The organism is Pseudomonas sp. 65/3-MNA-CIBAN-0223 (assembly GCF_040310425.1).
In the GTDB taxonomy this organism is placed as follows: domain Bacteria; phylum Pseudomonadota; class Gammaproteobacteria; order Pseudomonadales; family Pseudomonadaceae; genus Aquipseudomonas; species Aquipseudomonas gregormendelii.
Genome location: NZ_JBEOPV010000003.1, coordinates 117,757 through 129,450, shown reverse-complemented (window position 1 = coordinate 129,450; position 11,694 = coordinate 117,757). Strand labels below are relative to the sequence as shown.

The following is an 11,694-nucleotide window of genomic DNA, read 5'->3' as shown; positions in this document are numbered from 1 at the left end:
TTATTGTTATTTTCAGTCGCTATGTGCGTTCAAACGGTCGCTCCAGCGATATGCGCTACCCCACAATATCGTTGAATGTCTCGCCTGGACAGTCCGCTGAAGAGGTCTGGCACGCATCCAGACCCACTTTCCTCCTCAGTTGAAAGTCACCGTAACGGATCACAAAATAAAATTCCACATAAAGATTTGCATTCTCCATATAGAATTTCACACCCGTCAAGGTGAAGAATCGTTCCAGCAAAGGCGTTTCGCCGGTAAATACTGCACACAAAACAGATAACCGTTCAAATAAACTTTGACGCTTTTGTGCTTTGGGCTTTCAATAGCCCCTGCCATCCCACAGAACGCCTGGCGTTGCGCGGGTAAAACGGCAGTGAACCGCCAGAAGAAAAACAAGAGGAGCCACCATGAATATTGATTTGAGTGCCAAACGCGTGATCATCACGGGCGCTTCGCGGGGCATTGGTCTGGCCATCGCCCGGGCATTCGCAGCTGAAGGGGCGCGGGTAGCGATATGCGCCCGTAGTGCGTCAGACGTCCGGGAAGTCGGCGCGCAACTTGCGGAACACGCCCAGGCGGTGATTGCCCGGGCTGTCGACGTGACGGACAGTGAGGGGGTCAAGGCGTTTGTTGCTGAAGTTGCACACGCGTGGGGCGGGGTCGATGTGTTGGTGAACAACGCCGGTCAAGGCCGTGGCGGCAACCTCGACACCCTCACTCCGGAAGTCATCCTCGAACATGCCAACATTCTGCAGATGGGGCATTTCCGATTCGTGCAGGCGGTGGTGCCGTTCATGCGTGAACAGCGCTGGGGACGGATCATCGAAATCAACGCCTTGGCCGGGGTGATTCCGACGCCCGACGGAATTCCCTCAGTAATCAATCGCGCATCGTGCATCGCCCTCTCCCGCTCATTGGGCATGTCACTGCCCAAAGACAATATCCTGGTCAACAGCCTGAACATGGGTTGGATCGATACCGGTCAATGGGATCGTCACTACAAGGAAATGGGACCTGGCGTCAGTCGCGAGGAGTTCGACGCCATGGTGATGAAGGTGGTACCGCTCGGGCGTTATGGCAAACCTGAAGACGTTGCCGGTATGGCGCTGTTCCTGGCCAGTGAATATGCCAGCTTCATCAGCGCCGCCTCGATTGACATTGCCGGCGGCATGGGTGGGCAGATTGCCTACTTTCCAACCCTCAAACGCGATTTTGCCGCGACGATTGCGGCACGTAACGCTGCCAGCGAATAACACCAAAACATATCGACAAACTCTCCGGTGCGTAGTGCGCACCCTCAACGTTGGCGCCCCCGTGATGAACTTGCTGTTCCCTGTTCTTGCCACGCTGATCTGGGCCGCCAGTACCGTGGTCAATTGCCTTTCGGTTGGGGTGATTGACCCCGCAGCCATTTCCTTTTACCGCTGGCTGGTCGCGTTGCTGGTGTTGTCACCGGTGATGTTGCCCAAGGTCTGGCGGTTGCGGCAGCAGATTCGGCCGCACCTGCCCAAGTTGTGGCTGCTGGGCTTGCTCGGCATGTCGCTGTACCAGTCGCTGGCCTATTTCGCCGCGCACACTGTCAGCGCCACTTCCATGGGCCTGATCCTGGCGACCATGCCCCTGCTCACCGTGCTGCTCGCCTTTCCCCTGCTCAATACCCAACCGACCGCGACGTTATTGGTCGGTGCTCTGGTGTCGTTTGCCGGGCTGACGTGGTTGCTGGCCGCAGGCGACCTGCCCTCGCTCTGGGCACACGGGGTTGGCCAAGGGGAATTGATGATGTTGCTGGCCTCGCTGTCGTACGCGTTGTACTGCGTGCTGGTCAAGCGCTGGCAGATTCCCCTGCCGACCTGGGAAAGCCTTTACGTGCAAATAATCTGCGGCACCCTGCTGTTGGTGCCGCCCTTTGTGCTGGCCCCTTCGATAGCCCTGACAACCGCAAATGTCCCGCTGGTGTTGTTCGCGGGTCTGTTTGCCTCAGCGCTGGCGCCCGGCTTGTGGATGCGTGGTTTGCAAACCCTGGGGCCAGAAAAAACCGCCGTGCTGATGAACCTGGTCCCGTTATTTACCGCGGTGTTGGCGATTGTGTTGCTGGGGGAAACATTGCACCTGTACCACGCGGTCGGAGGCGGATTGATTTTACTGGGAATTGGATTGGCGCAATGGAAACCCGCGCGGGTAGTGACCGAAGTCGTGACCTAGGCGACCAGCAAGGTATCGCGCAATGTCTGCAAGCCTTTCTGGCTCAAACCACTGAAGCGCTGCAGGTAAAGATCCAGTCCACCGTACTCGGCGTCGATCACTGCATACGCAGCATTCAAGTACTCGGGACGGGCATCCAGCACTGCATCAATGGCCGCCTCGCTGACCGCTTGGCCGACCAGGTGGCTCACCGTGGTGCTCATGGCCTGCTGACGCGCCACCTCCAGCTGACTGAAGCGACGTGCCGAGAGCACATAGTCGGCCATGATGTGCTCCGGTGCGACGCCCAGTGCGTGCAGCAGCAACATCACCGCGACCCCGGTGCGGTCCTTGCCCGCCGTGCAATGAATGAGCACCGATGCATTGCGGGTAGAGAACAGCTCGAACAGCGCTGGCAACAACGGCGCCAACAGGTGCGGAAGTTGCCGGTAGACCTCCAACATCATGTTTCGCGCGCCCTGAGTCTCTGGATTATCAGCGAGCATGGCGGCAATCCGTGGGTCGGCACGAACATCACCAAGCACCTCCAGGTGGAGTTGCGCGATAGCCGAATCGGGTACGCCGCTCGGGTAACGCTCACGCTCTGCGGCGCTGCGTAAATCGCAGACGGTTGTCAGGCCGATCCGCCGCAAGGTCTGCCAGTCTTCAGCGGTCAGTCGATCCAGCTGTTCTGCCCGTAACAGGTAATGGTCGCCGATACGACGACCACAACCGGTGGGAATACCTTTGAGGCTGCGAAAGTTATCCGCACCCTGCAAGCGCAACTCTTCCTGCCCGACCATTCTCAATCCTCCAGTAGATGTTGATAGGCCTGCGTTAACGGACGCGCGCCCTGCCCCAGTGTCGGCGTACGGCGAGGCTTACGCCCATGTGTGAGCAAACGCACGGTATCAAAATCTTCTGCAGCGGCGAAGAAACGTTCCACCATCGGCAAACCGTCCTGCCCCCAGTCATCCATATTCGACATCCAGGTCTGCATCCCCCAAACCGGCCAACGGCGAAACTGTTCCCAGGCAGCGTCCTGGTCAAGCACGCCTTCGGCACCGAGGCTGATCAGTTTTTCGCGGTACACCCGCAGCAGGCGTTGCGCATCGGCGCGCCGTTCCTCGACGGTTAAGGCCCCCAGCATAAAATAGGCGATATCGCGCCATGGCCGGCCACGCCTCGACAGTTGCCAATCCAGCCAGATACGTTGGCCGTCGCTGCGTAAAAAACTGTTGCCCTGATGCGAATCACCATGGATCAGGCAGCTGGGTGACGACTGTTCGCGCTCGAAAGCTGCCAATTCATCAAACGCATGGCTGAACAACTCCGGTGTCTCATACATCCATTTCGGCAACAGGCGTTGGTACTCCGGTTTGCGCAGATTGACCTTGATGTAGTTGTACATACGCAGCAGGCCGTCGCAGTCCACCGGGTTGGCCATTGACACCGGCAGCCAGCCCTGGCCCCGTAGCTGCGGACTGTTCCAGGTGGCAGCATGCAACGTCGCCAGTGACTCCAGCCCCCGAGCGACGCCATCCACGCCCAGGTGATCGGTGCTATGGCCAAATTTCCCGGCGGCCAGACCAAGGTCTTCCATCATCACCACGCCTCGACCGCCGCCATCGGCGTCCCAGTCGGTGAGATAGGTGTCTGGCAGTGGCGCATCGGACCAGCCGTGCGCCAAATGATAAAAGCGCGCTTCCAGCTCACAGATATCGCCGCTCTCGAAACCCTCGGACCAATTCGACTTCAGGCACACGTGCGCAGGAATACCCGCGTGCTGACCGACCTCATTCAACTCAAGCCTGACGCGGAATTTGGTGGTGTGACCGTTTCGAACTTCCACTGCCGTTAACGCCAGCACCTCGACGCCCGGATAACGCGGCTGCAATAGCTGAGTTAGCCAGGCTGCGGTAATTTCGCTCAGGTGCCGTGGCAACCGTCCGCTGCGCTGCGGGTAGGGCCGCCCCAGCGAGCTATCCGTCACGGCGTCAGCACCCGACCAGCGTTGGCCGGCACCTTCAGCTTGAGCAGTTCGATCGCGTTACCGCTGCGAATCCGCTCGCGGTCTTCAGCGGACAAGCCGATGCCTTCGGTCAGATCGCCATGGTCGTAGGCCCCGCCAAAGTTAGTGCCGTACAACAGGCGCTCCGCCCCCACCACCTCGGCAACGCCACGACGCAAGCCCGGCGCATGAACGTCAAGGTCGAAGTAAAAGTTCTGCAGGTAATCCATCAACGGACGCTGATTGCGCGAGTCCGGTGCCATGGCCCGGTTCAGTTCGCTCAGGCGCCCCAACTGGAAAACCGCCATGCCACCGGCATGGGTGATGTAGGTTTTCAAGGTCGGGAAAACATCCAGCGCGCCACCGCAGATCAGGTACCAGAAGAACAGTGTTTCATCGACGCAGTCACCGACGATGGAGGTGGTTTCAAACTTGTCGTCCGTGTGTTTTTCGCCCCAGTAAATCGACTGATTGAAGCCATGCACCATGATCGGTACATCCAGCTGGGTGAGTTTTTCCCAGACGGGGAACAGGCGTTCGTCGTGAGCCTCCAGGCCATTGAAGTTGGCCCCGCCGACGCACACACCCTTGGCGCCCAACTGAGTCACTGCGCGTTCAATTTCCTTGGCCGCATTCAGCGGATCCGCGAGGTTGGCGTGGCACCAGAAATCGAAGTGGTCGGGATCAGCCCGACAAAATGCCGACAACTCGTCATTGCAGATGCGCGCGTATTCGTTAGCGAAATCTCCCGCCCAATACATAAAGCAATGAGACGGCGTGGACATCACCAGTTTGTCGACACCCCGCTCGGCCATCAGCTGGCGACGGCTGGCGTGGCTCATGCGCGCGAGGATATTGGCCTGCGCTTCGGCATCCGTCGCGGCTTTGACCGGTTGCTTGGTGCCGAGGGAAAAATGCCCCACGGTCAGCCCCTGCACTTTCATGAATGGCCCCCAGAACTCGTGACGGTTCAGCATGCCCTCAGTCAGCAAGTGGGCGTGGACATCAATCAGCATGGCGTTCTCCTTGTTGTAATTAGCCAGCAGACCGAACGACCCGCTCGCAGGGCATCCGGATCAATTTAAGGGATAACTGCACCCTCAATAATATAAACACATTTCTAATATGTGTTCATTTAAATATGAGTCGCAGGGCTACCTTTTATAAAATCCGCACAAAAAAAAGCGGCCCTCTCAGGCCGCAAATGCGTGTTCAACCGATGAAATCAGCGTTGGGTCTCCTGGGAAACAATCGACTCAGGCTTCATGTCACGCTCCGATAACGGCGTGTCGTGCACCCGATATCCGCCCTTGAGGCCATCGTTGAGCAAAGACCACATGCCTTTGTTGAAGTCATAGCTGACGTTTTTTACCGTGTACGGCAGGTTTTTGTCGTACAGCTGCACGCCACTCTGGAACAGCGCGCGATACAGCACCCCGCCCTGGTCCCAGGCGTCATACAGGCCGGCACCAAACGTGTCTTCGTCGAGGTAGTAGGTGCGCTTGCTGTAGACGTGGCGTTTGCCCGGTTTCAGAGTCGCTTCCACCACCCACACCCGGTGCAGTTCCCAGCGCTCGCAAGCCGGGTTGGCATGATGCGGCTTGAACTGTTCTTCCTGGCCGCAACTGAAGTAGAACTTGTAGGCGTTGTACGGGATATACATCTCCTTGCGGCCCACCAGTTTGTAGTCGAAACGGTCCTGGCTACCGGAGAACATCTGCAATTCGTCGAACAGGTTCACACCGCCCTGGTTGGGCACCGGCGTGTCGTAGGCGAACTCCGGCGCCAACTTGATGCGGCGCATGCCTGGGGTGTAGCTCCAGGCACGCCGTGGCTGGCTTTGCGGGTCGAGGTAGTCAGCGAGGATGATCAGTTGCCCGGCGCTGCGGGCCGGATAACTGTCCAGTGCCCAGGCGCGGTAGTACAACTGCGGATCGCGATCGGTCTGTTGAGTCTGGTAGTACGGCGCCTCCTCCATGGTCGCGGACTCGGCGGTCTTGGTCACCGAACCCTGAGAATCCACTACCCAACTGTTGGACGAAGCCGTGGTGGTGTAACCCGTTCCCTTGTAGCGCAGTTGTTGATTCCAGATGACTTCATTGCCGTTCTGCGGAAGCGGGAACGGCAGCCCGCCTCGGCATGCCGGATCGACTGCGAGGTTGTCCTTGGTCGTGCGGCAGTTACTGGCGTTGCGCACAGAGGCATCGAGCAACGCTTGCGGGTACGCCGCGGTCCGGTGGGTCGGGTAAATATCCAGGTAGTAGTCGGGAAATTTACTCAGCAGCATTTTTTGCCCGCCGCTCAAGCGGTCGGCGTATTGCTCCATGTTTTTCGAGTTGATCCGCAGCAGCGGTTTTTCATCCTCGAAGGGGTCGGCCCAGAAGCCGCTGTCGGGCTTGAAGCCTGGCGGGCTCTGCGTCAGGCCGCCGGTATAGGGAGGAATGCTGCCATCGGCATTGCCCGCGATAATTGCGCCGAACGGCGTCAGGGTTTTTCCGATCTGTGCAACCTGGTCGGCCGGTGCCGCAGCCAGGCTGGCGGTGGCGATGCTCAACAGCGCCACCGCCCATGCAAATTGTCCTTTCATAAACAGATACTCCGCTTCTTGGCTTTTTTAGATGGAGGTTTTGAAGGTGAAGGCCAGCCAGCCACGGTCGGTTCCGCCCACGGCGCCGTTGCCCCCGACGGTGTCCCCGGGAATGTTCTTCGTTTGAGCGTCTGTATCGGAATAACGCAAACCAAATTCATAACGCTGGGCATACGTCATCTGCACGCCGGCAGACCAGGTCAGCGCGCCTTCGTTACCACCGCCGGCACTGGCTGCGTTGCCCGACAGGCCATAATTGACGGTCAACGGTACGGTCATGTCCCAGGACGGGAGTACCGACAGGTATTGCGGTGTGTAATTGACGGCGATGGCCGCGTAATCCCGGGTCGAACAACCGTCGCGCTTGTCCCCTGAACCGGGTGTGCCGACGCGGGGGTCAACGCAGTTATTGTTGTTTTCACCCAGATAAAGCTCTTCGTGCTCGGTCACTTTGCGCAGGTGGCTGTAGGCGAACTCGCCGATCAGCGTGGCGTTGTTGGCGATAAAGTTACGCGGCACGCCATACACAGCGTTGGCGACGAAGTGGTACGTATCGCCACGCGGTCCTTCGTTGTCGGAAGGATCAACGCCGACCGCGTTCAACGCACCGCCCTTGCGATAGGAGATCTCGCTGCCGATCGACACCGTGTCGAGCACGGTCGAAAGACTCAGGCCGACCAGTTTGACGCTGCGCGGGTACACCAGGCGGTAGCTGCCGGTAGCGGCCGAAACTTCTGGCGCCAACCAGGGTTGGTAGTCATCGAACTGGCGGTAGTAAGCGCCCACCGTCGATTGAATCGCCTCGACGTCGTATTTGGCCATTACGCCCCAGTTGGCGGAGTCACGACCGTATTTGGACTTCTCCCGGTTAAAGGAAAAACCAGGTGCTACAGGCAAACGGTCCGGGCCTTCGAAGAACGGGTCCGCTGCGCCGAAGTAGGTGCCGCCGTACGGAATGCGCGTGTAGTCCCATTCGTAGAAATATTGAGCGGCCAGTGTCAGGTTGTCGGTGGCCTGAGCTTTGACGGATATCTGCCCGATGGGCAAGAACACTTCCTTGGTTTCAATGCCAGGACTGGTCACTGCCTTGGCACCATCCAGAGGCGCTTGCGAGTAGGAAATCGCATGGGCACCGAACAGTAGCCCCTCGCCCCAGTAATTGGTATGCCGGCCGATCTTGACGTTCACCGAAGCATCGCCCAGGCGCAGGTTTTTCCAGACGAAGGCATCGAGGATTTCCCCTGAAGGGCCTTCGACGTAACGCTTCACTTCAGAGCTGTAGTGGTCGTTGTCGTAGCTGGTCTGGTACCCGGCAACATGACTGCGCACCGTGTCATTGTGGTACGCCTGGTCGTACCAGCCGGCGGCGCTGAGGCGTGCCCCCCAGTCTTTACGGTAGGCAAAATCGAGTTCAGTGAGCAAGTCGATGCGGTTGGTGACGATGTCACCCTTGTCGAACTTGCCGTCCGATTCATCGTAGTTAGGGTTGTTCATGATGCGCCGGTCTTGCCCCTCCGTTCGCATCCCCAGGTTGTAGCGCAGGGTGTTATCCCAACGCAGATGAAAGTCTGGATTAGCCAGTTCGATCGGCGCAGCCATCACCGCTCCACCGTAACCAAACGCCATTTTCCCTACCGCCAGCAGTACCATGGCCCGCTGGGCTCGCATGCGTCCCTGTTTGCTCATCTTTTTCATGCAAACCACCTTTTGTTTTTATTGTCAGTCGTTTTGTCTGCTCCCCGCTCGCGGGGTGTCATGGCTAGCGGCCGATGGGGTAGATGATGGATTTCTCCTGGGTGAATTCTTTAAGCCAGTTCGGCCCGAACTCACGGCCCAGTCCTGAACGTTTGAAGCCGCCGATGGGCGCATAAGGCAAGCTGCCGCTACCCCCATTGAGGTACACACTGCCGGCACGAATTCGTCGAGCCATGGCATAGGCGGTGGCGGCATCTGCAGAGGAAACAGCGGCGTTGAGGCCAAACCGCGAATCGTTGGCAATGGCAACCGCCTCGTCATCACTGTCGAAACCGATCACCACCCCCACCGGCCCGAAGATTTCCTCCTGGGCGATGAGCATGTCGTTGCTTACGTCATCGAACAGGGTGATGTCGCTGAAGAAGCCCTGGCGCAGATGCGCAGGTCGTCCACCACCGCAGACCAGCGTGGCCCCGGCGTCGCGGCCGCTGGCGATGAAATGCTCGACCTTGGCGCGCTGCGACTCGCGGATCAGCGGGCCCATCATCACGCTCGGGTCCGCCGGGTCACCGACCTTCCACTGCCCGGCAATGGCTTTGGCGCACTGCACGAATTGCTCGCGTACCGAGTGATGCACAACGAAGCGGGTGAGCAATGCACAGCCCTGCCCCGCGTTGACCGCCAGCCCGGCGACAGCTCCCAGCGCGGTGGCCTGAATGTCGGCATCGGCGCGCACGATCAACGCCGATTTGCCGCCCAGTTCCAGATGCACGCGCTTCAGGGTCGGCGCCGCCTGACTCATGATGCTCATGCCGACCGTTTCCGAACCGGTGAACGAGACCATGTCCACCCGCGGGTCGCTGCTCAACAAGCCGCCCACTTCAATACCGCCGGTGACAATGTTGAGTACGCCCTGGGGCAGGCCGATTTCTTCAGCGATCTGACCGAACAACAGCGCCGAGTACGGGGTAAATGGCGAAGGCTTGAGCACCAGGGTGTTGCCGGCCAGCAAGGCCGGAAACACCTTGGCCAGGTTAAGAAGAAACGGAAAGTTATAGCCGGTGATGCCGGCCACCACGCCGATGGCCTCACGCTCCACCGTGCCGCTGCCGAGAATCATCGGCCCTGCCGGGTTGAACGGATTGGGATTGGCCTGCACCGGAATCTGCAAGCTGTCGCTGTGCACAGACTGCTCGATCGCGGTCAGCACATGGCCCAGCGGCATGTCCACCTGCATGGCATAAGTCACGCCTTGGGAACAGCCGACCTCAGCGATAATCAGCGCGGCAATTTCCTCCCTTTTTGCCACCAAAGCTGCGTGCATCCGCCGCATGTACCCGGCCCGTTCGGCCATGCTCAACCAGGGCCAAGGGCCGTTATCAAAGGCGTTGCGTGCGGCGGCGATGGCTGCGTCGGCGCTCTGCAGATCACCATTCGGTGCATGACCGATGACCGCTTCGGTGGCCGGGTTGAGCACTGCTTCGCGCGGACCGTCAACATCCACCCACGCGCCATCGATGTACAGCTTGTCCAGCTGGGTAAAGGGAACACTCATGGTGTTGGATCTCCTGAGACTTTGCCGGTGATAATTTCTGCAGCGCGCATGGCAATGGCCATGGCCGGGGCATTGGTGTTACCGGAAACCAGGCACGGCATCACCGAAGTGTCGACCACACGCAGGCCCTCGACGCCGCGCACACGCAGTTGCGGATCGAGCACCGACGCGCTGTCGGCACCCATGCGACAGGTCCCGGAAACGTGATAGGCGGTCTGGCCGAAGCGGCGGAACGCAGCAAGAATTTGCGCGTCGCTTTCTACCTCCGGTCCCGGTGTCAGCTCGCCGACAATGAATGGCTTGAGCACCGGCTGTGCAGCCAGACGGCGGAACCAGCGAAACAAGGCAATTGCGGAAGTGCGATCGATCTCGGCGCTCAAATAATTGGCGTTGATCCGGGGTGGAACCGTGGCGTCCGCCGATTGAATGCGCACCTCACCCTGGCTCTGCGGACGCAGGAAATAGCCACCGATGGTCAGGCCGGGCTCCTTGTCGATTTCGACCTTGTTACCGTCGCCATCCATGGAATAGAGGCTGACGCCGATTTGCGCGTCCGGACGATCCAGCTCCGGGCGCGTCTTGATGAAACCACCGGCCTCGTGAGCGGCGTGGGTCATCGGTCCTTTCTTGCGCAAAAAGTATTGGGCCACTGCACCGAGTAACCCAATCCCATGGAAGCAGTGATTGAAGCTGCCACGGGTGACCCGATACTGCATGGCCATGTACACGTGCTCACGCAGGTTACGCCCGACCTCGGGGGCGTCGTGCAGCACACTGATACCCAGCGAGTTCAACAGTGCGGCCGGGCCGATGCCAGACAGTTGCAACAGCTTCGGCGATTCAATGGCACCGGCGCACAACAACACCTCGCGGCGCACTTCGAAGCGTTCCTTGCCGGCGCTGTTGTTGACCTGCACGGCACAGGCACGGTGATTGCTGAACTCGATGCGTTGAACATCCGTGCCGGTCATTAACGTCAAATTCGGACGTGCGCGCACCGGATCGAGAAAGGCCTTGGCGGCACTGAATCGCTGGCCTTTCCAGGTGGTTTGCGGCTGATAGCCGAAGCCACCCTGAGTGACCGAGTCGATATGATTGGTGTCTTCAGTGCGCGCCACACCCAGCTCACCGGCCGCGCTGATGACGGCATCGCACAGGGCGTGGCCCGATGGGTGCACCGTGACTTTGAGCGGGCCACCGACTCCGCGCCATTGGCTCTTGCCCAACTGGTGGTCTTCGAGGGCGACAAACTGCCGGCCCATGTCTTTCCAGCCCCAGCCCGCGCAGCCTTGCGCTTCCCAATGATCATAATCAGCGGGTGCTCCCCGTACATAGACCATGCCGTTGACCGAACTGGAGCCGCCAATCGTTTTGCCTTTGAGCCATTGCTCATCGCTCATACCCTCACCGCGTGCAGCCTTGTAGCTCCACACATGCGGATTGCCGGGGCTGAGCAGTTTGCCAATGCCACGGGGCATGGCAATCAACGGACTGGTGTGATCCGGTCCGCTCTCGATCAGCAGCACCGAAACGTTCGTGTCGGCAGACAAGCGATTGGCCAGGACGCAGCCGGATGACCCCGCACCGATGATGATGTAGTCGTAGGTTTTGCTCATTGTTGTTCTTCTTTTGCGGGTTGCTGAAAGTCTTCCATTACCAAGGCGG

At 59.4% G+C, this 11,694-nt stretch carries 9 protein-coding genes; 2 read left to right on the top strand and 7 right to left on the bottom strand.

The annotated features are described in order from the left end of the window. The first annotated feature begins 407 nt into the window (after positions 1-407). Both AAEZ09_RS03910 and AAEZ09_RS03905 read left to right on the top strand, forming a co-directional pair. Positions 408-1,253 carry an SDR family oxidoreductase gene (locus tag AAEZ09_RS03910; RefSeq protein WP_020300816.1) on the top strand — a complete coding sequence of 282 codons (846 nt, stop codon included), beginning with the start codon at positions 408-410 and terminating at the stop codon, positions 1,251-1,253. 64 nt (positions 1,254-1,317) lie between these two features. Further along, positions 1,318-2,202 carry a DMT family transporter gene (locus AAEZ09_RS03905; protein WP_150709208.1) on the top strand — a complete coding sequence of 295 codons (885 nt, stop codon included), beginning with the start codon at positions 1,318-1,320 and terminating at the stop codon, positions 2,200-2,202. Here the strand turns inward: AAEZ09_RS03905 and AAEZ09_RS03900 are convergent. The 7 genes from AAEZ09_RS03900 to AAEZ09_RS03870 form a co-directional block, all read right to left on the bottom strand. Further along, complete coding sequence (locus AAEZ09_RS03900) at positions 2,199-2,984, bottom strand: tyrosine-protein phosphatase (RefSeq protein WP_020300818.1); 786 nt, start codon at positions 2,982-2,984, stop codon at positions 2,199-2,201. The genes AAEZ09_RS03905 and AAEZ09_RS03900 overlap by 4 nt on opposite strands. A gap of 2 nt (positions 2,985-2,986) precedes the next feature. Continuing rightward, positions 2,987-4,174 carry a phosphotransferase gene (locus tag AAEZ09_RS03895; RefSeq protein ID WP_082643858.1) on the bottom strand — a complete coding sequence of 396 codons (1,188 nt, stop codon included), beginning with the start codon at positions 4,172-4,174 and terminating at the stop codon, positions 2,987-2,989. Beyond that, on the bottom strand, positions 4,171-5,208 hold the full coding sequence (locus tag AAEZ09_RS03890) for an amidohydrolase family protein (protein ID WP_020300820.1): 1,038 nt from the start codon (positions 5,206-5,208) through the stop codon (positions 4,171-4,173). The genes AAEZ09_RS03895 and AAEZ09_RS03890 overlap by 4 nt, the downstream gene beginning before the upstream one ends. A gap of 209 nt (positions 5,209-5,417) precedes the next feature. Further along, the gene (locus AAEZ09_RS03885) at positions 5,418-6,779 is read right to left on the bottom strand and encodes a DUF1329 domain-containing protein (RefSeq protein WP_020300821.1); all 1,362 of its coding nucleotides are present in this window, start codon (positions 6,777-6,779) and stop codon (positions 5,418-5,420) included. 27 nt (positions 6,780-6,806) lie between these two features. Beyond that, a complete protein-coding gene (locus tag AAEZ09_RS03880; protein WP_020300822.1) occupies positions 6,807-8,474 on the bottom strand; it encodes a DUF1302 domain-containing protein in 1,668 nt (555 codons plus the stop codon). A 64-nt stretch (positions 8,475-8,538) separates the two neighbouring features. Next, positions 8,539-10,029, bottom strand: a complete 1,491-nt coding sequence (locus AAEZ09_RS03875) for an aldehyde dehydrogenase family protein (protein ID WP_020300823.1) — start codon at positions 10,027-10,029, stop codon at positions 8,539-8,541. Then, complete coding sequence (locus AAEZ09_RS03870; protein ID WP_057005038.1) at positions 10,026-11,645, bottom strand: GMC family oxidoreductase; 1,620 nt, start codon at positions 11,643-11,645, stop codon at positions 10,026-10,028. The genes AAEZ09_RS03875 and AAEZ09_RS03870 overlap by 4 nt, the downstream gene beginning before the upstream one ends. Between the last annotated feature and the right edge of the window lie 49 nt (positions 11,646-11,694).

What these genes read in the sequence shown, in the direction of transcription:
- AAEZ09_RS03910 (WP_020300816.1), top strand. Translation starts at nt 408, where the DNA reads ATGAATATTGATTTGAGTGCCAAACGCGTGATCATCACGGGCGCTTCG.
- AAEZ09_RS03905 (WP_150709208.1), top strand. Translation starts at nt 1,318, where the DNA reads ATGAACTTGCTGTTCCCTGTTCTTGCCACGCTGATCTGGGCCGCCAGT.
- AAEZ09_RS03900 (WP_020300818.1), bottom strand. Translation starts at nt 2,984, where the DNA reads ATGGTCGGGCAGGAAGAGTTGCGCTTGCAGGGTGCGGATAACTTTCGC.
- AAEZ09_RS03890 (WP_020300820.1), bottom strand. Translation starts at nt 5,208, where the DNA reads ATGCTGATTGATGTCCACGCCCACTTGCTGACTGAGGGCATGCTGAAC.
- AAEZ09_RS03885 (WP_020300821.1), bottom strand. Translation starts at nt 6,779, where the DNA reads ATGAAAGGACAATTTGCATGGGCGGTGGCGCTGTTGAGCATCGCCACC.
- AAEZ09_RS03880 (WP_020300822.1), bottom strand. Translation starts at nt 8,474, where the DNA reads ATGAAAAAGATGAGCAAACAGGGACGCATGCGAGCCCAGCGGGCCATG.
- AAEZ09_RS03875 (WP_020300823.1), bottom strand. Translation starts at nt 10,029, where the DNA reads ATGAGTGTTCCCTTTACCCAGCTGGACAAGCTGTACATCGATGGCGCG.
- AAEZ09_RS03870 (WP_057005038.1), bottom strand. Translation starts at nt 11,645, where the DNA reads ATGAGCAAAACCTACGACTACATCATCATCGGTGCGGGGTCATCCGGC.